This is a genomic window from Microbacterium sp. NPDC089189, from assembly GCF_040685095.1.
GTDB lineage: Bacteria > Actinomycetota > Actinomycetes > Actinomycetales > Microbacteriaceae > Microbacterium.
The window spans coordinates 38081-59426 of sequence record NZ_JBFBHG010000015.1 but is presented as its reverse complement, the minus strand read 5'-3'; the positions used below and the strand labels follow the sequence as shown (position 1 = coordinate 59426).

The 21346-nt window shown below is 72.1% G+C and carries 23 protein-coding genes; 11 read left to right on the top strand and 12 right to left on the bottom strand.

Features of this window, described 5'->3' with window-relative positions:
* Position 1: 1 nt before the first annotated feature.
* On the bottom strand, positions 2-445 hold the full coding sequence (locus AB0N73_RS10275; protein WP_363563047.1) for a carboxymuconolactone decarboxylase family protein: 444 nt from the start codon (positions 443-445) through the stop codon (positions 2-4).
* A gap of 46 nt (positions 446-491) precedes the next feature.
* Positions 492-1493 (bottom strand): GTP-binding protein, encoded by a 1002-nt coding sequence (locus AB0N73_RS10270; RefSeq protein ID WP_363563045.1) that lies wholly within the window; start codon positions 1491-1493, stop codon positions 492-494.
* A gap of 120 nt (positions 1494-1613) precedes the next feature.
* On the opposite strand from AB0N73_RS10270, the gene AB0N73_RS10265 reads away from it, so the two are divergent.
* Complete coding sequence (locus AB0N73_RS10265) at positions 1614-2429, top strand: Cof-type HAD-IIB family hydrolase (RefSeq protein ID WP_363563043.1); 816 nt, start codon at positions 1614-1616, stop codon at positions 2427-2429.
* Positions 2430-2451: 22 nt separating this feature from the next.
* Here AB0N73_RS10265 and AB0N73_RS10260 read toward each other — a convergent pair whose 3' ends face one another.
* From AB0N73_RS10260 to AB0N73_RS10240, 5 genes are all read right to left on the bottom strand, one after another.
* Positions 2452-4050, bottom strand: coding sequence for a hypothetical protein (locus AB0N73_RS10260; protein WP_363563041.1), 1599 nt, complete (start codon positions 4048-4050; stop codon positions 2452-2454).
* A complete protein-coding gene (locus tag AB0N73_RS10255; RefSeq protein ID WP_363563039.1) occupies positions 4032-4832 on the bottom strand; it encodes an ABC transporter ATP-binding protein in 801 nt (266 codons plus the stop codon). Before AB0N73_RS10255 ends, AB0N73_RS10260 begins: the two co-directional genes overlap by 19 nt.
* Positions 4833-4904: 72 nt before the next feature.
* Entirely contained in the window at positions 4905-5129 is a 225-nt protein-coding gene (locus tag AB0N73_RS10250) for a hypothetical protein (protein WP_363563037.1), read from the bottom strand.
* A 36-nt stretch (positions 5130-5165) separates the two neighbouring features.
* Positions 5166-6146, bottom strand: coding sequence for a DNA-3-methyladenine glycosylase 2 family protein (locus tag AB0N73_RS10245; RefSeq protein WP_363563035.1), 981 nt, complete (start codon positions 6144-6146; stop codon positions 5166-5168).
* Positions 6147-6336: 190 nt separating this feature from the next.
* Positions 6337-7065 carry a winged helix-turn-helix domain-containing protein gene (locus AB0N73_RS10240; protein ID WP_363563033.1) on the bottom strand — a complete coding sequence of 243 codons (729 nt, stop codon included), beginning with the start codon at positions 7063-7065 and terminating at the stop codon, positions 6337-6339.
* A gap of 346 nt (positions 7066-7411) precedes the next feature.
* On the opposite strand from AB0N73_RS10240, the gene AB0N73_RS10235 reads away from it, so the two are divergent.
* From AB0N73_RS10235 to AB0N73_RS10215, 5 genes are all read left to right on the top strand, one after another.
* Complete coding sequence (locus tag AB0N73_RS10235; protein WP_363563031.1) at positions 7412-7576, top strand: hypothetical protein; 165 nt, start codon at positions 7412-7414, stop codon at positions 7574-7576.
* A gap of 449 nt (positions 7577-8025) precedes the next feature.
* Entirely contained in the window at positions 8026-9471 is a 1446-nt protein-coding gene (locus AB0N73_RS10230) for a GH1 family beta-glucosidase (RefSeq protein ID WP_363563123.1), read from the top strand.
* Between the two features lie 52 nt (positions 9472-9523).
* Positions 9524-9817, top strand: coding sequence for an N-acetyltransferase (locus AB0N73_RS10225; RefSeq protein WP_363563029.1), 294 nt, complete (start codon positions 9524-9526; stop codon positions 9815-9817).
* Positions 9818-9908: 91 nt separating this feature from the next.
* On the top strand, positions 9909-10097 hold the full coding sequence (locus tag AB0N73_RS10220; RefSeq protein ID WP_363563027.1) for a hypothetical protein: 189 nt from the start codon (positions 9909-9911) through the stop codon (positions 10095-10097).
* Complete coding sequence (locus AB0N73_RS10215) at positions 10094-10387, top strand: hypothetical protein (protein ID WP_363563025.1); 294 nt, start codon at positions 10094-10096, stop codon at positions 10385-10387. Before AB0N73_RS10220 ends, AB0N73_RS10215 begins: the two co-directional genes overlap by 4 nt.
* A gap of 34 nt (positions 10388-10421) precedes the next feature.
* Here the strand turns inward: AB0N73_RS10215 and AB0N73_RS10210 are convergent, their stop codons facing one another.
* Entirely contained in the window at positions 10422-10919 is a 498-nt protein-coding gene (locus AB0N73_RS10210) for an 8-oxo-dGTP diphosphatase (RefSeq protein ID WP_363563023.1), read from the bottom strand.
* Between the two features lie 82 nt (positions 10920-11001).
* Here AB0N73_RS10210 and AB0N73_RS10205 point away from each other — a divergent pair, with 82 nt between their 5' ends.
* From AB0N73_RS10205 to AB0N73_RS10190, 4 genes are read left to right on the top strand one after another with little or no spacing between them, the layout of a single operon-like run.
* The gene (locus AB0N73_RS10205) at positions 11002-12162 is read left to right on the top strand and encodes an exonuclease SbcCD subunit D (RefSeq protein WP_363563021.1); all 1161 of its coding nucleotides are present in this window, start codon (positions 11002-11004) and stop codon (positions 12160-12162) included.
* Positions 12159-15134, top strand: a complete 2976-nt coding sequence (locus tag AB0N73_RS10200; RefSeq protein WP_363563019.1) for an SMC family ATPase — start codon at positions 12159-12161, stop codon at positions 15132-15134. The genes AB0N73_RS10205 and AB0N73_RS10200 overlap by 4 nt, the downstream gene beginning before the upstream one ends.
* A 9-nt stretch (positions 15135-15143) precedes the next feature.
* Positions 15144-15326 carry a hypothetical protein gene (locus AB0N73_RS10195; protein ID WP_363563017.1) on the top strand — a complete coding sequence of 61 codons (183 nt, stop codon included), beginning with the start codon at positions 15144-15146 and terminating at the stop codon, positions 15324-15326.
* Positions 15323-16825, top strand: coding sequence for an MFS transporter (locus tag AB0N73_RS10190; protein ID WP_363563015.1), 1503 nt, complete (start codon positions 15323-15325; stop codon positions 16823-16825). The genes AB0N73_RS10195 and AB0N73_RS10190 overlap by 4 nt, the downstream gene beginning before the upstream one ends.
* Positions 16826-16837: 12 nt before the next feature.
* On the opposite strand, the gene AB0N73_RS10185 is transcribed toward AB0N73_RS10190, so the two are convergent.
* The 3 genes from AB0N73_RS10185 to AB0N73_RS10175 form a co-directional block, all read right to left on the bottom strand.
* The gene (locus AB0N73_RS10185) at positions 16838-17395 is read right to left on the bottom strand and encodes a nucleoside phosphorylase (RefSeq protein WP_363563013.1); all 558 of its coding nucleotides are present in this window, start codon (positions 17393-17395) and stop codon (positions 16838-16840) included.
* 1 nt (position 17396) lies between these two features.
* Positions 17397-17540, bottom strand: a complete 144-nt coding sequence (locus AB0N73_RS10180) for a hypothetical protein (protein WP_363563011.1) — start codon at positions 17538-17540, stop codon at positions 17397-17399.
* Between the two features lie 61 nt (positions 17541-17601).
* Positions 17602-18552 (bottom strand): aldo/keto reductase, encoded by a 951-nt coding sequence (locus AB0N73_RS10175; RefSeq protein ID WP_363563009.1) that lies wholly within the window; start codon positions 18550-18552, stop codon positions 17602-17604.
* Between the two features lie 129 nt (positions 18553-18681).
* Between AB0N73_RS10175 and AB0N73_RS10170 the strand changes: the two genes are divergently transcribed.
* Complete coding sequence (locus AB0N73_RS10170) at positions 18682-19263, top strand: hypothetical protein (RefSeq protein ID WP_363563007.1); 582 nt, start codon at positions 18682-18684, stop codon at positions 19261-19263.
* A 1-nt stretch (position 19264) separates the two neighbouring features.
* On the opposite strand, the gene AB0N73_RS10165 is transcribed toward AB0N73_RS10170, so the two are convergent.
* The gene (locus AB0N73_RS10165; protein WP_363563005.1) at positions 19265-21331 is read right to left on the bottom strand and encodes an NAD(+) synthase; all 2067 of its coding nucleotides are present in this window, start codon (positions 21329-21331) and stop codon (positions 19265-19267) included.
* Positions 21332-21346 lie beyond the last annotated feature (15 nt).

Below are 21346 nucleotides of genomic sequence, written 5' to 3'. Positions count from 1 at the left end.
GTCAGCGAGCGTCCGCCGCGGGTGCGGCGCCGGGCCGATCGCCGCCGACCGGCAGCAGGCCGCGCTCCGCGAACACCCGCTTGGCGATGCCCACCGCGTTGATCGCGCGCGGGAAACCGCAGTACAGCACCGCGTGCAGCAGACCCTCGATGATCTCGTCGGGGGTGAGGCCGACGGTGAGCGCCGCGCCGATGTGCACTTCCAGCTCGGGGTCGCAGTCGCCGAGAGCCGTGAGCATGCCGAGCGTCATCAGCTGACGGTCGCGCGGCGAGAGTCCGGGGCGGGCGTAGATCTCGCCGTAGGCCCACGACACGACCTGATGGCTCATCTCCGGCGCCACATCCGACAGCGACGCCAGCAGTCGCTCGCCGGATGTGCCGTCGACGGCCTCGAGCACCTCCCAGCCCTTGTCGAACCGCTGCTGCCGCGTGGTCGCCTCGTCCATGCATCCCCCTCGGTGGCGGCCGGTCGACGGCGCCTCGACCCAGACCCTATCGTCGTCCGCCGCCGGGCAGGTCGTCCTCCGGCGCGGCGGCATCGACGGTGTCCCATGCGGGGAACGGGTCGGCGAGACCCTGCCATACGGCGGGCCCGGCGGCGAACTCGGCGTCGTCCAGCGCGGCGGCGTCCAGCGCGCGCCGGAGCGCGTCACCGTCGAGTCCTCGGCCGGTCAGGGCGAGGTCCTGGCCGATGGCCAGCGGGTCGCCCTCGTCGGCGGGGATGGGGTTCAGCCACAGCGCGGATCCGACCTGATCCCACTGGGCGATGCCGAGGCGCGTGGCCAGCCGGGCGAAGCCCGCCGAGCGCACGACGCGGCCGTAGGTGCCCTCGTCGATGTCGTCGAGGGTGTCGCGCAGCCGCTCGGGGTGGAACGGACGCACCTGCTCGTAGCGCAGCGTCGAGACGTTCCGGTGCGTCATGGTCGGATCGTGCTCGCCGTTCAGAGCACGCACCCAGCCGGGTCGCGCGTGTGTGGGCGCCGGCTCCGTGGTGCGCGCGCCGAGGAGGTCGAGGGCGGGATCCCGGCTGAGGCGCAACCGGGCGCACGGTGCGAGGTGGGAGACGAGCGCCATCGTCTCGGCGAGATGGGCGGTGGGCACGGTCTCCCAATTGACCAGCACGACGACGGTGGCGTACTCCAGGGCGAGAGCGGCCTGCAGTCCCCGGGAGCCCGGATGGGCCAGCGGGCCGCGGGCGAGGGCCAGGGGGTCGGCGGGGTCGTCTCGCATCAGGTCGTCGAGGGCGTGGACCGCGTCGACGACGCACACGACGTCACCGCCCCCGCCGGATTCGAGGAGCGCGGCGATGCGCAGCGGCGATTCGGCGGTACCGGCTTCGAGCACGAGCTGCTCGGACCGGTCCACGCGGCTCCCGTCGAGTCCGGCTGGCCCGATGACGAGGCGGCGGGCTGCCGTCGTGGCGAGACGGCGGGCATAGGCGTGGCGCTCGGGGGCGCAGACGCCCATCACGGCGATGATGTCGGGGCTCGGCATGGGGTCTCCGGGGCGATCACGGGTTTAATGAGAAACGTTCTCAATAGCAACACTACGCCATGACGGAGCCGGCGCGGGGATGGCGACGGGGTGCGGCACGGCCTGGGGGAGGATGGGGGGATGACCCGTTCGGAATCCGCTGCTCCCGACATCCGCCTCGTCGCCGTCGACATGGACGGCACGCTGCTCGACGAGAACGGCGTGGTGCCCGCGGACCTCTGGCCGCTTCTCGCCCGGATGACCGAGCGCGGCATCGTCTTCGCGCCCGCGAGCGGACGCCAGTACGCGACGCTGCGCCGCGAGTTCGGTGCCCACGGCGACGACATGGTGTTCATCGCCGAGAACGGCACGTTCGTCGTTCAGCACGACGCCGAGCTGAGTTCGGACGTCCTCGCCCCCGCTGCCGTGGCCGATGTGATCGCACGCGTCCGCGCCATGACGCACGACGTGGTGGCGGTGGTGTGCGGCAAGCGCTCGGCCTACATCGAACGCATCGGCGACGCGTTCCGGGCCGAGGTCGACCGGTACTACGCGCGTCTCACCGTCGTCGACGACCTCGCCGACGTGGATGACGACGTGCTCAAGATGGCGGTCTTCACCTTCGAGGATGCCGAGGTCACGACGGCCCCCGCGCTCGGCGAGATCGCCGACGCATTGCAGGTGGTCGTCTCGGGTCACCACTGGGTCGACGTCATGAACCCGGGCGTCAACAAGGGCGTCGCGCTGCGGCGCCTCCAGGCGGTTCTCGGAGTCACCCCCGCGCAGACCGTGGCCTTCGGCGACTACCTCAACGACCTCGAGATGATGGATGCCGCCGAGCACTCCTACGCCATGGCGAACGCGCACGAGGACGTGGCCGCCCGCGCGCGCTTCCGAGCCCCCTCGAACCGCGACCACGGTGTGGTGCGCGTGCTCGAGGGGCTCCTCGGCGTCTGATCCGGCCGCAGGGACTCGGGCGTCAGACGCCCTTGAAGCTGCGCAGCCGTGCGAGCAGTGCGGGGGCGTTCTGGTCGAAGATCTTGCCGCCCACGAAGATGCCGGTGACCAGGAACGCCGATCCGAGCACGAGGCCCGCGGCGAGGGAGATCCATCCGAAGATCGCCTGACCCGAGACCCCGGCGATGATCGCGGTGACGAGCGAGGGTGCCGACAGGACGGCGATGCCCACCCAGATGCCGAGCATCGCGAAGGCGATGAGCGGGCTGCTGCCCGGCACTCGCTTGAAGGGGCTGTCACCCGGAGACGGCACCGGCGTGACGATGAGCGCGGAGCTCACGGCGCACACGCCGAAACCGGTGAGGAGCAGCCCGAAGCTCGCACCCAGCACGGCGGGCAGCAGGTTCCAGAGTCCCGACAGGCCGACCGTGATGAACGCGACGACCAGCAGCAGCGGAATGCTCACGACCAGCGCACCCAGCAGGCGCCCGGCGCGGTCCTGGCGTCCGCGGATGCCGGAGGCCAGCACGCTCGCGAAGGCCGTGCCGTCGTACGACACGTCCGCGTAGGGCACGACCGCCAGGACGAACGCGGCGAGCACGGCCGAGTAGGCGAAGAGCGGGCTGGTGATGTCGCCGCCCGAGTAGAACAGCATCAGGATCGGGAAGATCGGCACGGTCAGCAGCTGGCGGAGGTAGCGCGGGTCGTGGAACCAGTAGGTCTGCGCGCGGGCCCAGGTGGCACCGACGCCGCCGGTGGGCATGCGACCGAACCAGCCGATCTTGCCGGCCTTGACCTTGGCCGTGTGGGTCTGCGGCGGCGACACGAGGGCCGCGACGAGCGAGCGGCGCCACAGCCACCAGAGCGCGGCGACCGTCGCGACGGCGATCGCGAACTTGCCGAGGGCCGGCAGCACGGCGCCGGCGGCCAGGTCTCCCGGCACCGCCCAGGCTGCCGCGATCGGAGTCCACGACACGGCCGCGACGACGCCCTCGATGCGCTGCAGCGGGTCGGGACCCGCCGACACCCCGGCCTCGACGAGGTTGAGGATGCCCAGCATGATCGGGCCGGCCAGGATGATCACGAACAGGGCGACGCCGCCGATGAGCTCGCGCACCTTGCGGTTGCCGCCGGCTCCGCTCGAGAGGGCCGCGACCAGGCGCGACGCGATCACGCAGGTCAGGATCCCCAGCGGGATGCAGACGACGGCGGCCACGGCGGCCAGCGGCCAGCGGTAGAGCGCCAGGAAGATCCCGAGCGCGCCCGCGGTCGTGGCGATGCCCGGGACGCCGGTCAGGCCCGCGGCCGTCAGGGCGACCATGAGCTTGTTGGTCGACAGCGGGAAGGGCGCGAGCTTCGCGGGATCGAGCGTCGTGTCGACACCCGCGATGAACAGCGGGCCGAGCGTCCACCCGAGCACGAGCACGCCGCCGCCGATCGTGACGATCAGGCGCACCGCATCCAGTCCGGCCGCGCCGGAGAAGAAGAGCGCGATCCAGACGCCGAAGAGCAGGCCCACGGCCGAGAGCGTGCCGAGGATGAAGCCGACGAGCTGCGCGGGGCTCGAGAGCAGGTTGTTGCCGAGGACGCGGAAGCGCAGCCTCAGGAGAGTCGCAACCACTGCGGTCCTTCCGTGTGGTGACGACCGCCGACCAGATCGACGAAACGGTCCTGCAGGGTCTGCCCCGCGCGGACCTCGTCGACCGTCCCGGCGGCGAGCACGCGGCCCGTCGCGATGACGGCGACGTGGTCGCACATGCGCTGCACGAGATCCATGGAGTGGCTGGACACGATCACCGTGCCGCCGCTGCCGGCGTAGCTGCGAAGGACGTCCTCGATGTTGGCCGCCGACACCGGGTCGACCGACTCGAACGGCTCATCGAGCACGAGGATGCGGGGGGCGTGCACGAGCGCGCAGGCCAGGGCGACCTTCTTGGTCATACCGGCCGAGTAGTCGACGACGGCGGTGCCGGCGGCCTCGCCCAGGTCCATGAGCGTGAGCAGATCGCCGGTGCGGGAGGCCACCTCGTCGCGCGTGAGGCCGAACATCATGCCGGTGTAGGTGATGAGCTGCTCGCCGGTCAGGCGGTCGAAGAGGCGCACGCCGTCGGCGAGGTTGCCGATCATCGCCTTGGCGGCGACCGGATCGCGCCACACGTCGACGCCGTGCAGCACCGCGGTGCCCGCGTCGGGGCGCAGCAGGCCCGTCGCCATCGACAGCGTCGTCGTCTTGCCCGCACCGTTGGGTCCGACCAGGCCGTAGAACGAGCCCGACGGCACGCTCAGCGAGAGGTCAGCCACGGCGACCTTCTCGCCGAAGCGCTTGGTCAGGCCGGTCAGCTGCAGCGCCGGGCCGGTCGTGTCAGGCGGTTCGATCGGGGGGAGAGAGTCCGGAATCGTCACGCGCCCCATCCTAGGAGGTAGCTGAGAACGCCCCCAGGGTCTTGCGGAGAACTGCTCAGCGCGTCCGAGCGGTCAGAGCTGTGCGCCGTCGTCGTCGCGGTTGTAGATGCCGACGTTCCGGCCCCGCCACGACTCGTACGCGATGACCCAGCCGATCGACACGGCGGCGGCGATGAGAAGGCCCACCCACACGCTGCCCAGCGCGATGCCGACGAGGACCCCCGCGGCGAACAGCACGATCGTGCCGATGATCCAGGAGGTGCGGCCGCGCGGCCAGCCGGTGCCGGAAGTGGTCATGCCCTCAGCGTAGGGGACCGGCGCGCGCGAGCGCGGTCATCGATCGCGATGATCCTCGGGATGCAGCCGCGCTCCGCGGCGCGGCTCGTGCACACCGCTCAGAGCCAGCAACCGGATGACGCGCTGGCGGTGGCCCGCCCACGGGGCGAGGAGGAGCAGCATCCCGTCGTCGTCGGTCCGCGAGCCGGCCAGCGCGTGGCCCACCTCGTGTGCGAGGTGGTAGTCGCCCACGCTGACGGCGTCCGGATCCCCGTAGGCGCGGATGCGGGTCTCGGCCGAGGTCCACGCGCCGACGCCGCGGAGGCTCGTCAGCACGCGTTCGCGGCTCGCGCCGTCGGAGGCGGCGTCCACCGCCCGCACGAGGGAGTCCCCGCGTGCGGCGGCCTCGACCACGGTGCGCGACTGGGGAGGCTCGAGGCCCGCGCGGTGCCAGGCCCACGACGGGATCCGCCGCCATTCGTCGATGGACGGGGGTGCGAACATCGGCCGCGGCGTCGGGCCCGGAGCGCGTGTGCCGAACCACGTGATGATGCGTCGCCATGCTCCGAAGGCCTGCAGCGCCGTGACCTTCTGCTCGAAGATCGCGCTCGCCAGCGCGTCGAAGACGAGGTCGGTGCGGCCGAGCCTCAAGCCGGGATGACGGTGGTGGCTGGTGGCGACGAGGGGGTGGCGCGCGGCGTCGAAGTCGGAGGCGTCGTCATCCGCACCGCAGAGCGCCGGCACCTGATCGAGCGCCCACTCGGCGCCCGGGCCCCAGGCGGCCGCGCGCACTGACGAACCGGTGGCGCGCAGGGCGACGGTCGCGATGCCGGCGGGCGTGCGGCTGGCCCGCCAGATGACCGGGCCGTCGACGACGAGCGTCGGGTCGTGCGTGCCGCGACGCTGGAACACCACGGTGCGCGGCAGATCGAGGACGTGCGCCGGGCGGTACTCGCTCTCGCGCGGCGGGCTGTGCACCAACCCCCGTGGGGCCGGGGTGCGCGCGGGTCCGCGTCGTGCCGTCGTTCCCGCATCCATCTGCACACCCTACGTCGCACCGCCGACGCACCCCCTGCATCCCGGGGCGCGACGGGTGCACGACCGGTGGGGCGGGATGCGTCTGCGGAGTCACACGGGGTGACTTCTGCACCACGGGTCGTGCATCTGTCGCGCCACGACGGGATGCAGCGCAGCGCGGGCGGATGCCCGGGACGGGCCGGGGCCCAGGTCAGAAGCGGTCGGGCGAGGGGGTGCCGTGGCCGTAGCGGATGACGACGTCGGCGTGCCGGTCGAACCGGTAGCCCACGCCGCGCACGGTGCGCACGATGTCCTCGAAGCGCCCGAGCTTGGCGCGCAGGCGCCGCACGTGCACGTCGATCGTGCGCTCGCCGGGTGCCTCGTCGTCCCCCTGCTGCCAGAGCGAGGAGACGAGCTCGGTGCGCTCGATCGTGCGACCCTCGCGCAGCACCAGGTACTGTAGGAGCTCGAACTCCTTGAAGGTGAAGGCGGCGGACTCGCCGTCGATCAGCACGCGCTTGCGCGAGATGTCGACGACCACGCCGGCCTCGGCGCGCTCCTCGACCTCGATCTCGGGCTTGGTGCGGGCGACGGCCGACGGCTCGTGCAGGGCGAGGCGCACGACGTCGACGTCGCGGCCGCCGGCGCCGGCCGGAGCCAGGGCGACGGTCGCGTAGGTCTCGGCCTCGGGGGCCAGATCGTTGAGGGTGCGGCGCAGCGCCTCGACGATCGTGCCGAGCGAGACGCCGGATGCGGCGGCCTTGGCCTCGTCGAAGCCGACGTACAGGGCGAAACCGCGGGGAGCGGTGCCGACGGGGATGCTGCGTTCGGCATCGGTGGTCGCGGGGGCCTCGGCGGACGAAGCGCCGGATGCGGGGGCGTCGACGAGGCGGAGAGCGGGGCGGGGGGCGGTGCGGTCGAGCAGAGCAGACGTGGACATGTGCGGATTCCTTGCCGGAGGGGAATCGGTGCGGGGGACCGATTCGGGGTGTCGTCGTTCTCGGCCCGTCGTGGGGGCCGGGTGCGCAGCATCCGCAGAGCGCGAGGATGCTGGGGACTCGGGGCGGACGATGTCCGGAGTCGAGTCGGGCGGGGTCACCGGGTCAGCGGCACATTCGACAACACATGACAACGCGGCCGGCCATCATCAGGCCAGCGGTCCCGTTCGCCTCCCAGGCGGACAGAGAACGTGCGGAGTCAGTCATGGGGCCGATTATGGCCGCTCATGACACGATCCGTCAATTCGGGCGTGTCGCGCGAGTTTGTTGTTCAATCCGCTAAAAGCCTTGCGTCCCGCCGGACGGTACGCGTACAGCGAGTTCTTCCAGGCCCAGCAGGTCGGGTACGGCGCGACGATCGCCACGGCGCTGACCGTCGTGATCGCGATCGTCTCCATTCTGTTCATCCGCGCGCAGAACGCTGCGGAGCGCAAGGAAAGGGCGGGACTCTGATGGCCACCACGATGGCGGTGATCACCCCCACGGGGCGCAAGACGCGCCTCGGCAAGCCCCGCGGCGGAATGACCAAGAAGCGCGGCATCGACTGGCTCCTCGTCGCGTTCGCGGTCGTCGCGGCGCTGCTCATCATCGCGCCGTTCTACCTGATCCTCGTGAACTCGTTCAAGTCGCCCTCGGACTACTCCAACTCGGGCCCGCTCTCCCTGCCCACGGGGCTGTACTTCGACGGGATCGCCGCGTTCTGGGAACGCGTGAACTTCCCCGAGAAGGTGTGGAACTCGTTCTTCATCTCGGGCATGGTCGCCGTGCTCGCGGTGCTGATCTCGGTGCTGAACGCCTTCGCGATCGGCATCGGCCGGGTGCGCGGCCGGTCGTGGATCGTCCTGCTCTTCCTGCTGGCGAACCTGCTGCCGCAGGAGGCCCTGCTGTACCCGCTGTACTACATGTTCAAAGCGGTCGGGCTCTACAACAACGTGTGGTCGGTCATCATCGTCTTCACCGTCATCCAGGCCGCGTTCGGCACCTACCAGGTGGAAGGGGCGGCGGACGAGGACGGCCGCGGTCCCTCGATCTGGGACACCTTCAGCCGCACACCCGGAAAGGTCTGGAACGGCGACACCGGGGATGTCGCCTGCGATCACTACCACCGGTGGGAGAGCGACCTCGACCTCATGGCCGAGCTGGGACTCGACGCCTACCGGTTCTCGATCGCGTGGTCGCGGATCCTGCCCACCGGCACGGGCGAGATCAACCGCGCCGGCGTGGACTTCTACTCGCGGCTGGTCGACGGGCTCCTGGCCCGCGGCATCCGGCCCGTCGCGACCCTGTACCACTGGGACCTGCCGCAGCCGCTGGAGGACGCGGGCGGATGGCCGGAGCGCGCCACCGCGGATGCGTTCGAGCGGTACGCGGAGGTCGTGGGCGCGGCGCTCGGCGACCGCATCCACACCTGGACGACGCTCAATGAACCCTGGTGCTCGGCCTACCTCGGCTACGGGCAGGGCGGTCATGCCCCCGGCCGCCACGAACCCGCCGCAGCGCTCGCCGCCGTCCACCACCTGAACCTCGCCCACGGCCGCGCGATCCAGGCCCTCCGGGCGACCTCGACGGGGGCGCCCGAGTACTCGGTGACCTTGAACTTCCACGTCCTGCGCGGCCGCGGCGCGGGCGCGGACGAGGCGGTGCGCCGGATCGATGCGCTCGCCAACCGCGCCTTCACCGGCCCGATGCTGCGCGGCGCCTACCCGGACGACCTCCTGGCCGACACCGCCGGGGTGACCGACTGGGCGTTCGTGCGCGAGGGCGATCTCGCCGTCATCGCCCAGCCGATCGACGTGCTCGGCGTCAACTACTACTCGACCGCCACGGTGAGCCTCTGGGACGGCGTCGCCGAGCAGCAGCAGAACGACGGGCACAAGGGAGCCGCCGGCGGGACGGCGTGGCCGGGCAGCGATCGGATCGTGGAGTTCGTCGCCCAGGATCCGCCCTTCACGGACATGGGGTGGAACATCGCGCCCGACGGGCTCGAAGAGCTCCTCGTGTCGCTGTCGGAGCAGTTCCCCCAGCAGCCGCTCATGATCACCGAGAACGGCGCCGCCTTCCCCGACGAGGTCGCCCCCGGTGGAGCGGTGCACGACGCCGCGCGCGTCGACTACCTCCAGCGCCACCTGACGGCCGCCCACCGCGCCATCGCCCGCGGCGTCGACCTGCGCGGGTACTTCGTGTGGTCGCTCCTCGACAACTTCGAGTGGGGCTACGGGTACGCCAAACGGTTCGGTGTGGTCAGGGTCGACTTCGACACGCTCGAGCGCACCGTCAAGGACTCCGGTCACTGGTACGCGGCGCTGACGCAGACCCGCAGCATCCCCGCACCGACCCGGGTCGGATGAGGGGCGTCGCGGGTCCGGCGCCCGCCGGCGCGGGGCGGCGTACCCTGAACGCATGAGCGAGTTCCGGTTCTCCGACGACAAAGACGCGTCGCGGTACACCCTGCATCGCGGTGACGATCTCGTCAGCGTGCTCGACTACCGCGACGACGGCCGCAGCGTGTCGATGGTGCGGGCGTTCACGATCCCGACCTTCCGCGGGCACGGGTACGCGGCCGAGATCGTCGATCGTGCGGTGACCGCCCTGGAGGCCGCGGGCGATCGTGAGGTCATCCCGATGTGCTGGTACGTCGCCGACTGGTTCGCCGCCCATCCCGAGCGCGCCGGGATCCTCCGCGCCCGCGCCTGACGCGCCTAGTGCCGGGTTCCCCTCCCGTCAATCCCATGACCGCTGTGCGGGTCCATCCCGCACAGTGGAGGCATTCGAGAGGAGCACCATCATGGCCGAGCGTGATCTGCCTGAGGGCGTCATCAATGCGAACCCGCCCGGGGGCTGGGAGAGTTCAGCGACCGCGGACGACGAGACCGCCGATCAGAACGCCCAGGCGATCGACTCGCCCGAGCTGATCGAGTCCGACGAACCCGGTCAGGGCGCCGACCCCGACCTCGCGGTCGGAGACGACGCATGAGCGGCGGCGGCGAGTTCGCCGACCCGGGGAGCAACCGTCCCGACACCGACGGCGCCCCCGATCCGGACGTCGTGAGCCCGCAGGGCACGCAGGACGCCCCGGTGATGGACGTGCACACCGCGACCGACGAGGAGAAGATCGACGGCATCGTCGACCAGACCCGGGTCGATGTGGGGGACAAGCCCCACGCGCGCGTCGTCGACGTGCTGAATCAGCGGTTCGCGGACGCCGGCCTCGAGGTCGCGCCCGACGATGTCGCCGCGCTCGCCGATCGGGTGCTGCGTCGCTGACGGCCCACGGGTCCACGACGCCGATGAGCCTCCGTCACCGCGCGGAGGCCATCGGCCTGCCCGGCTCCTCGGCGACGACGGTCGCCCGATCGGCGCCGAACGTATAGGTGGCGCGGACGCGCCCGCCGCGGAGCACTCCGGGAAGCCAGCGTCGCGCGTCGTCCCACATCCGCTCGAACGGCACCTCGTCCATCCGGAACCACGCCGGGACGATCTCGTCGGTCTCGACCGGGTCGCCCACCGGAGCGCGGTAGAGGAAGACGTGCGAGCGCTGCGACCAGGCCGGGGCGGTGGGGAACAGGTAGTCGAGCACTCCCGCCTCCTCCAGAAGGTCGGCGGAGATCTCCAGACCCGTCTCCTCGTGCATCTCGCGCACGGCCGCCGCGCGCACCGTCTCGCCCGCCTCGACCTTGCCGCCGATCCCGACGACCCGGCCGAGCCCCAGCCCCGTGCGCTTGTAACCGAGCAGCACGTCGACGCCGTCCGTGCGCTCACGCAGCACGTAGACGACGCAGACGTCGGGCAGGTCCATGTCCGCCACCCTACGCGCGCAATGTTTCGCCTCTGTGGCGCGGCCACCGCCGCGTGTCCGACCCTCGCCGTACCGTGGAAACATGCGCATCCTGCACACCTCCGACTGGCACATCGGGCGCACCTTCCACGGGTACGCCACGGTCGATGCGCTGCGTGACGTGCTGGCCGAGCTCGTGGTCCAGACGCGCGAGAACGACGTCGACCTGGTGATCGTCGCCGGCGACGTGTTCGACTCCGCGACGCCCGCGGCCGAGTGCTACCAGGTGCTCACCGACACCCTGGTGGCGCTGCGCGAGACGGGCGCGCAGGTCGTGGTCACCAGCGGCAATCACGACTCCGCGGCGCGCCTCGGCTTCCAGGCGGCTCTGCTCCGGGACGGCATCTCGGTGCTCACCGATCCGACCCGCCTCGCCGACCCTCTCACCCTCCACGACGCGGCAGGTCCCGTCCACGTCTACGGCATCCCGTACCTCGAGCCCGCTCGCGTGCGTCATCTGTGGCCCGACGTGCCGATGCGCACGCAGGAGCAGGCCATCGACCACGCCATGCATCTCATCCGCGCCGACCAGGCCGAACGCGGCGGTCGCTCCGTCGTGGTGTCGCACTGCTTCGCGGCGGGCATCGAGGCCACCCCCGGCGTGGAGCGCGAGATCCGCCAGGGCAGCCTGGATGTGGTGCCGCTCTCGGTGTTCGACGGGCCGGATTACGTGGCGCTCGGCCACATCCACGGGCGCCAGCGTCTCTCCGACCGGGTGCGGTACGCGGGTGCGCCGCTGCACTACGGATTCGGCGAGAAGGGCCGTGCGCGCGGGGCGTGGCTCGTCGAGCTCACGGCCGAAGGGCTGGGAGAGGTCGCCTGGCTCGACCTGCCCGTGCCGCGTGCGCTCGAGGTGGTGCGCGGCGCGCTCGACGACCTGCTGAGCGATGAGCGCTTCGCGTACGCCGAGGACGCGTGGGTCAGCGCGGAGTACACCGACCGGCTTCCGCAGCGCGACGTCATGCGCCGTCTGCAGGAGCGTTTCCCGCACTGCGCCACGGTGGCGCACACTCCCGAGCATGCGCGGGTCGATGACGAGCGCACCTACGTGCAGCGGGTGCGCGCGGCGCGGAGCGACCGCGACCTGATCGATGCGTTCCTCGAGCACGTGCGCGAGGGCGAGGGCGTGACGGCCGCCGAGGCCGAGCTCCTCGCCGATGTGGTCATCGACGAGCGTCCCGCGCTCGTCGAGGCATCCGCGTGAAGCTGCACCGTCTCGAGCTCGCGGGGTTCGGGCCGTTCCGAGACCGGCAGGTGGTCGATTTCGACGCCTTCGACGGCGACGGCATCTTCCTCATCTCGGGCCGCACCGGCGCCGGCAAGTCGAGCGTGCTCGACGGCGTCTCGTTCGCGCTCTACGGCAACGTGCCGCGATACGACGGCGGCGACAAGCGGCTGCGCAGCGATCACTGCGCGCCCGAGGACCCCACCGAGGCCGTGCTCGAGTTCACCGTCGGCGGCTCGCGGTGGCGCGTCACTCGATCGCCCGAGTACGAGCGCCCCAAGCGACGCGGCGACGGAACGACCACCGAGCAGCCCCGCGCGGAGCTGTTCGAACGCGTCGACGGCGCGTGGATCGGGCGGGCCTCGCGACCCCGCGACGTCGCCGAGGTGCTCGATCAGGTGCTGGGTCTCAACCTGCAGCAGTTCCAGCAGGTGATCCTGCTGGCGCAGAACAAGTTCTCGCGCTTCCTGCTCGCGAAGAACGACGAGCGGCAGGGACTGCTCCGCACGCTCTTCGGCACCCGTCGCTACGAGGACTACGCGCGCCTGTTCGACGATCGTCGCCGCGAGGTGGGGCAGCGCCTGCGCGAGAGGGGGGTGCTCGCCGAGGCCCTGCTGACGGAGGCGGAACGGACGGCGCAGGACGGCGGCGTCGACTCCGAGCCCGGAACCGTACCCGACGACGACCTCGCGGCGCGACGCGCGGGACTCCTCACCGCCGTGCAGCGCGCGCAGTACCGCGCCGAGACCGCGGTGCACGAGCGTCGGGCGGCCGAGGAGCGTGCGCTCGCCGCCGAACGGGACCTCGCCCGGCTGACGCAGGTGCGCACCGCGCAGCGAGCGCGCGACGCGGCGGCAGAGACCCTCGCGGCCCTCGAGCGCCGCGCCGACGAGATGACGATCGAGCGCGGCCTCCTCGACGCGGCCGTCGCGGCGGAGACGCTGCGCCCGAGCCTCGACGCCCATGCCCGCGCGGCGGCGGAGGAGACCGCGGCGCGCGCGGCCGCGGAGGCCGCCCGCGAGGCCTGGCTCGCCGCCGGCGAGGACGTCGACGCCGACCTGGCCGCCGTCGACGACCTGCTGACGGGAGAGATCGCCCACGCCGAGTCGGCGGCCGAGGCGGAACGGGTGTGGGACGACGCCGTCCGCGACCTCGCCGCCCACGGCGAGCGCATCACCGCCCTCGAGGCCGAGATCCACGACGCGGGGCGCCGTCTGGCCGAGATCCCCGCCGCACGCGCGCAGCTGGAGCTCGACATCGACACCGTCGACCGGGAGATCGCCGCGTCGGCCGGCGCGGGTGCCGACCGGGATGCCATCCAGGACCGGCTCGAGGCCGCCCGCCGCGCCGAGACGCTCGCGCAGCAGGCGGCGGTGGCGGACGCCGCCCACGCCGACGCGCTCGATGCCGTCCAGTCCGCCGTCGCCGCCGTCGCGCACCTGCTGCGACGCCGCGTGGCCGAACGCGCGGGCGAACTGGCATCCGCGCTCGTGGCCGGAGAACGCTGCCCGGTCTGCGGGTCCTCCGAGCATCCGCATCCCGCCGCGGTCTCGGACGATCCCGTCACAGACGACGCGCTCGCGGCCGCGGAGGCGACGCGCGAGGGCGCCGTCGGCCGGGAGGCCGCCGCGGCCGCCGCCGCGCGCGAGGTGCACGGCGCCTTCGTGGCGGCACGCGAGCGCTCGGGCGGCGCCGACGTCGCCCAGCTCGAGAGCGAGCAGGCCGCGGCCGAAGCGGCCGTCGCCGCCGCGTCCGCCGCCGGTCGCCGCCGTGACGACCTGCGCGGCCGCATCGAGGCGCTGCGCGCCCGGGAGGACGAGGCCCGTGCCGCCCACGACGACCGGAGCGCCGCGCTGCAGGAGGTGCGGCTGCGCGTCTCGGCGCTGACCGCGACGGCGGATGCCGCGCGGGAGCGGGTGCTCGCCGCCCGCGGGGCGCACGCGAACGTCGCCGACCGCCTCCGCGACCTGCGTGCGCGACGTGAATCGGCGCGGGCCCTGCGCGGCGCCGTCATGGCTGCCGAGAGCGCCGCGGCCGTCGCGGCCACGACGGCCGGAGATCTTGCGGCGCGGGTCGAGGCGTCCGCGTTCCCGAGCGTCGACGACGTCTCGGCGGCGCTGCGCCCTGCCGCCGAGACCGCCGCCCGACGCACCCGGGTCGACACGCACGACCGCGAGCTCGCGGTGGTCCGGGCGCGACTGCTCGAACTGCAGCTCGAGCTCGCCGGCACGCCCGACGAGCCGGTCGATCTCGCGGCGGCCGAGGCCGCGGTGGCGGCGACCAGTGCGGAGCGGTCGGCGGCGATCGCCGCCGAGTCCCGCACCGCCTCCGCCCGGGAGCGGCTGCAGGATCTCGCCGTCCGGGCAGACGAGGCCTATGCCGGCGTCGAGTCGCTCGCCGCGCACGCCGCCGCCGTGACCCGCCTCGCCGACACCCTGCAGGGGCGGGCACCGAACACCCGCCGGATGACGCTGGAGACCTTCGTGCTGGCGGCCGAGCTCGAGGAGATCGTGGTGGCGGCGAATCTCCGCCTCGCCGAGATGTCCGCCGGTCGGTACTCCCTGCACCACAGCGACTCGCTCGCCGCGCGCGGGGCCGCATCCGGCCTCGGCATCGAGGTCATGGATGCCTTCACGGGGCGCCTGCGGCCACCGCAGTCGTTGTCGGGCGGCGAGACCTTCCTCGCCTCCCTGTCGCTCGCGCTGGGCCTCGCCGAGGTCGTGACCGCGCGCGCCGGCGGCGTGCGGCTCGACACGCTGTTCGTCGACGAGGGATTCGGCTCGCTCGACGGCGAGACGCTGGAGCTGGCCATGCGCGTGCTCGACGAACTGCGCACCGGCGGGCGCACGGTGGGCGTCATCAGCCACGTCGAGGCGATGAAGGAGCAGCTCGCGGCCCAACTGGTGGTCGAAGCCACATCCGCCGGGCCCAGCGTCATCCGTCAGCCGTAGGCTGGCACGGTGACGAAAAGCTCTCTCTGGACCATCCTCGGCGTCGTCCTCGCGGTCGTGATCGGATGGATCCTCGTGAACATCCTGTTCTCGCTCGTCGCCTTCATCGTCAAGCTCGTGCTCGTCGCGATCGTGGCGCTCATCGTCTTCGTCGTGCTGCGCGTGGTGTTCTCCCGCCGGGACGCCGAATGAGCGCTGCCGAGCCGTCGGGCGCAGCCCACCCGGTCACCACCGACATCCCGCTCACGCCTGCTCGTCGGTGGCGGGCGTTCTGGGTGTGCGTCACGGTCGCGGGCATCACCATCCTCGACCTCTCGAAGGTCAACGTCGCGCTGCCCTCGATCGAGGCGGCGTTCGGTGCCGGCGCGACCGAGCTGCAGCTCATCGTCTCGGGCTACGTCCTCACCTTCGGTCTCTTCCTCGTGCCGATGGGACGCATCGGCGACCAGCGCTCGCGCCGCGCCCTGTTCCTCGTCGGGCTGTCGGTGTTCACGCTCGCCAGCGTCGCGTGCGCGCTCGCGCCCAACACCACCGTGCTGCTCGTCGCCCGCCTGGTGCAGGGGATGGCCGCGGGCACGCAGATGCCGCAGGTCATCGGCCTCATCCAGCAGCTCTTCCAGGGCAAGGAGCGCGGTCGCGCCTTCGGGCTCTTCGGCGCGACGATCGGTGTGGCGACCGCGTTCGGCCCCACTCTCGGCGGCCTGCTCATCGCGGTCGGCGGCGACCAGGACGGGTGGCGCTGGATCTTCTGGATGAACCTCCCGCTGGGCATCGTCGCCATCGCGCTGGCCGCGCTCATGCTCCCCGAGACGCGCACCCGGTCGAGCCGCAAGCTCGCGCTCGACCCGATCGGCGTCGTGCTGTTCGCGCTGACGATCATCGCGCTCATGTGGCCGTTCCTGTTCACCACGGGATCGCCGGACGACGATCCCCGCCGGTGGTGGCTGCTCGTGCTCTTCGTCCTCTTCGCGGCCGGGTTCGTGGCGTGGGAGCGCCAGTACGCCTCCCAGGGCAAGGACCCGCTCATCCCGCTGCAGCTGTTCCGGATCGCCTCCTACCGCAACGGCACGCTGCTGCAGGCGACCTACTTCGCCGCCGCGCCCGCCATGTTCCTGCTGACGACCCTGTACCTGCAGAGCGGGCTGCACATCGAGCCGGTGTTCGCGGGCATGGTCACGATCGGGTTCGCCCTGGCGAGCGCGGTGTCCTCGTGGGTGGGCGGAAACCTCGTGACCCGCTACGGGCGACCCGTCGTGGTGTGGGGTCTGGGGCTCGTCCTCGCCTGCGTCATCGGGCTCGTCGCGACGGCCCTGTACGTGCCCGACGACGCCACCCCCTTCGTGATGGCGGGGGCCATGGTCATCGGAGGCGTGGGCGGAGGCCTCGTCATCTCTCCCAACCAGACCCTGACGCTCGCCGACATCCCGGTGCGCCAGGGAGGTCTCGCGGGGTCGGTCGGCCAGCTCGGTCAGCGCATCGGCACCGCGGTCGGCACGGCGATCGCCCTCGCGTTGTTCTACGCGACCGTGTACCGCGAGCAGGGCGGCGCCGCGGAGGAAGCGGTCGTCTTCCACGACGCGTACGGGTTCGGCATGGTCACCGTCGGCATGTTCGTCGCGGTGGCGTTCGTCATCGCCCTCGCGGACCTCGGCGCCCGGCGTCGGTCCCGCATCCACGACGCGGCATCCTGAGGGCGGGGCGTCTCAGACGCCGTACTCCTCGCGGATGCGCTCGCGCAGCAGGTGGCTGCACGCGGTGACCGTCGCGTTCCAGTCGGTGTGCGCGTCGTCCTGCGCGCGATCGGAGATCGCCTTGAACACGCGGATCGGCACGCCGAGCTGATCGGCGACCCAGAAGTAGGCGTAGGTCTCCATGTCGACCAGGCTCGCGCCCAGGGGGCGGATGCGGAGGACCGCCTCCGCGTCGTCGACGAAGTGGTCGCCGGTGGCGATCACGACGCCGTCCCCGTCGCTGCCGATGCGCGCGGGCAGCGACACGTGCTGGCCGACGATGCCGTCGATGTCGGTGACGTCGTGCTGCAGCGCGGCCACCACGTCGTGCACGTCGCCCTGCAGCAGCGGATCGATGCATCCCGCGGTTCCCACCACGACGATCTCCTCGTAGGAGCCGGCGTCGAGCGTGCGCGTGAGGGCGACGGCGGCCTGCAGCTTGCCGGGCCCGGTGATCAGGCGCTCGAAACCGGGCAGGTCGGCGGGGAAGGCCACGACTTCGGATTCGAGCGCGGCGACGAGCAGGCGCATCTCAGTTGCCCCCGGACACGATGCCGATGACGCCCGAGGCGAGCATGAACACGCCGATGCCGCCCACCACGATCCAGATGCCGATACGGGCGGGGGAGGGCTTCTGAGGGTCGCTGCCGTCGGGCCCGTTTCCGAGAAAACTCACCTGTCGAGCGTAGACGAGGCCGCGGCCCCCGGGAGCCGCGGCCTCGTCGCGTCGTCTCCGCTCAGGCGGAGGGCGTCCAGTCCGAGACGCGGTCGAGCTCCGCGATCTGCTCGGAGGTCAGCGTGATCCGCGCGCTCGCGAGCAGATCCGGCACCTGCTCGACCCGCGACGCGCTCGCGATGGGAGCGGCCACCGTCGGCCGCTGACGCAGCCACGCGAGGGCGGTGGCGGCGATGGAGGCCCCGTGGGCGGCGCCGACCTCCTCCAGGGTGTCGATGACGCGCAGGCCCTGCGGCGTCGCGTACGCGGCCGCGCCCTGGGCGCGCGGGGATCCGGCCTCGGCCGGCTCGGCCGAGCGGTACTTGCCGGTGAGGAAGCCGGACGCCAGCCCGTAGTACGGCACGAGGCTCAGGTCGAACTCCTCGGCGACGGGCACGATCGTGTCCTCGACCTCATTGCGGTGCACGAGGTTGTAGTGCGGCTGCACCGCGACGGGCAGGTCGAAGCCCGCGGCCTGGGCGAGCTCGACCCATGAGCGGATGCGGTCGGCCGAGTAGTTCGACACCGCCGTGTAGCGCACGAGCCCGTCCTTGACGAGATCGGCGAAGGCGGCGACGGTCTCCTCGAGCGGCGTCTCGGGGTCGTCGAAGTGGGCGTAGTACAGGTCGAGCGTCTCGACGCCGAGACGCTTGAGCGAGGCCTCCGCCGCGGCGCGGATGTTCCGCGCGGACAGTCCGCGGAACTCGGGGTGCGTGCTCACCTTCGTCGCCACGACGACGCGGGAGGGCTTGCGCGATGCCAGCCACTCGCCGATGAGCGTCTCGCTCTCGCCGCCGCTGTTACCCGGGACCCACGCGCTGTATCCATCGGCGGTGTCGATCAGATCGCCGCCGCCGGCGTGGAAGGCGTCGAGGATGGCGAACGATGCGTCGCGGTCGGCCGTCCAGCCGAACACGTTGCCGCCGAGGGCCAGGGGGAAGACGTCGAGGTCACTGCGTCCGATGCGTGTCATGACGGATGAAAGAGCGCCGGCCGCGCGGGCATTCCCTCATTTCTCCCGGTGACATCCGCGGGCGGCGAGGGGTCATCGGTCTACGCTGGTCCGACGGGCGCGCTCGTGCCCTCATCCGGGAGGTTGACGATGGAATCTGTCGTTCTCGACACGCCCGCGGGCATCGACGCGCGGCTGGGATGGGACCCCTCGGTCACACCCCACGACCGCAAACGGATCCTGGCGAAGGCCCTCATCTCGGCACGGCTCGGCGTCGACGCCACAGCCGTCCGGATCGAGCGGGAGGCACCGACGACCTTCGGCCATCACACCCGGCTGATCGCCTCCGTGGACGGTGCCGAGTCGGCGCTGGTCGTGACGGTCGCGGAGTACCGTGCCGCCACCGTGGTGTCCGTGAGCGAGCCCGGCATCCACGTCGGGCTGGATCTGCGCGACCTGCATCCCGACGCGCAGACGCTGGCCGTGATGCGCGCGCAGAGCATGCTGTGGACCGGTGCCACCGACCTCGACGTGGTGCGCCACTGGACGCGCGTGCAGGCCGTCCTCGCAGCGGACGGCCGGGGGCCGCGGCTGCCCGGGACGTCGGTCAAACTCGACCAGGGACTCCACCGCGGCTGGGTGCGCGACCGCCCGCAGCACTACGCGATCGAGGACCTGTCGCGGAACGCCTTCATCATCACGCTCGCCTGGGCCGCGCCCGACGCGGACTGAGTCAGGCGCCCGTGCCGCTCAGCGCGGCGTCGAGCTCGGCCAGCCACGCGCGTGCGTTGCCGTCGCTCGGCGCACGCCAGTCGCCGCGCGGAGACAGCGAGCCGGCGGGGGACACCTTCGGCCCGTTGGGGATCGCGGAGCGCTTGAACTGCGCGAAGCCGAAGTAGCGGCCGAGGAACACCCGGAGCCACCGCACCACGGTCTCGCGGTCGTAGGCGTACCGCTCGTCCTCGGGGAACCCGGCCGGCCAGGTCCCGGCGTCCGCCTCGCCGAAGGCGCGGGAGGCCAGGAACGCGATCTTCGAGGGCCGCATGCCGTAACGCAGCACGTGGAAGAGCGTGAAGTCGTGCAGCGCGTACGGACCGATCGTGTCCTCGGTCGACTGCACCTTGCCGTCCGCGTCGGCGGGGACGAGCTCGGGGCTGATCTCGGTGTCGAGGACGGCGCGGAGCACTGCCGCCGTGCGGTCGTCGACTCCCTCGCGGGCCGTGATGACCCATCGGATGACGTGCTGGATGAGGGTCTTGGGGACACCCGCGTTGACCGCGTAGTGGCTCATCTGGTCACCGACGCCGTAGGTCGCCCATCCGAGGGCGAGCTCGGAGAGATCCGACGTGCCGATGACGATGCCGTTGTGCCTGTTCGCGAGCCGGAACAGCAGATCCGTCCGGACGCCGGCCTGCACGTTCTCGTACGTCACGTCGTAGACCGGTGATCCGTCGGCCGCGGGGTGGTCGATGCCGCGCAGGATCTCGGTGGCGGTGGGGCGGATGTCGATGGTCTCGATCGTCGCCCCGACGGCCTCGGCGAGTTCGATCGCGTTGGAGCGCGTCTCGTCGCCGGTCGCGAAGCCGGGCATCGTGTACGCGAGGATGTCGCTGCGCGGGCGACCCATGCGATCCATCGCGCGGGCGACGACGAGCAGGGCATGGGTCGAATCGAGCCCGCCCGAGACGCCGATGACCGGGCGCGGGCCGCCGATCGCCCGCAGCCGCTGCTCGAGCCCCGAGACCTGGATGTTGAAGGCCTCGTAGCAGTCCTGCGCGAGACGGGCGGGGTCGGCGGGGACGAAGGGGAAGCGTGCGATCGCGCGGCGGAGGCCGATGTCGGAGCGGGGCGGGTCGAGGCGGAAGTGCACGGTGCGGAACGCGCCCGTCCGCGCGTTGAGCGTGCGGCGGTTGTCGTCGAAGGTGCCCTGCCGCTGGCGGTCCTGGCGGAGCCGGTCGAGGTCCACATCCGCCACCGCACGCCGCGGCCCGTCGGGGAAGCGCTCGGTCTCGGCGAGCAGCTGGCCGCCCTCGTAGATCATGGTCTGGCCGTCCCACGAGACGTCGTTGGTCGACTCCCCGGCTCCCGCGGCGGCGTACGCGTAGGCGGCGAGGCACCGCAGGGACTGGGAGCTCGCGAGCAGCTTGCGGTCATCGGCGCGGGCGATCGTGATGGGGCTGCCGCTGAGGTTCAGCAGCACCGTCGCCCCGGCGAGGGCCGCCTCGGACGACGGCGGCACCGGCACCCACATGTCCTCGCAGATCTCGGCGTGCACGACGAGACCCGGAACGTCGAGCGCCGCGAACAGCAGGTCGGGCCCGAAGGGGGCGAACCGGTCGCCCACACGGATGTCCTGGCCGCGCTGGTCGTCGCCCGGGGCGTACCAGCGCCGCTCGTAGAACTCGCGGTAGGTCGGCAGAGCGGACTTGGGGACGACGCCGAGGAGCTCGCCGCGGTGGATCACGACCGCGCAGTTGTACAGGCGCGTGCCGTGCCGGAGCGGTGCCCCCACCACGAGGACCGGAAGGAGGTCGACGGATGCGGCCACGAGCTGTTCGACGGCCGTCTCCACGGCGTCGAGCAGCACGTCCTGCAGCACGAGGTCGTCGATGGCGTAGCCGCTGAGCGCGAGCTCGGGGAAGAGGGCCACGGCGACGCCGTCCTCGTGGCAGGCGCGGGCCTCGGCCAGCACGGCCTCTGCGTTGGCGCGAGGGTCGGCGATGGCGATCGGCGTCGTGCAGGCCGCGATCCGGGCGAAGCCGTGCCGGTAGGCGCTGTCGAAGGGCAGGTCGGCGCTCATTCGTTCAGTCTGGCA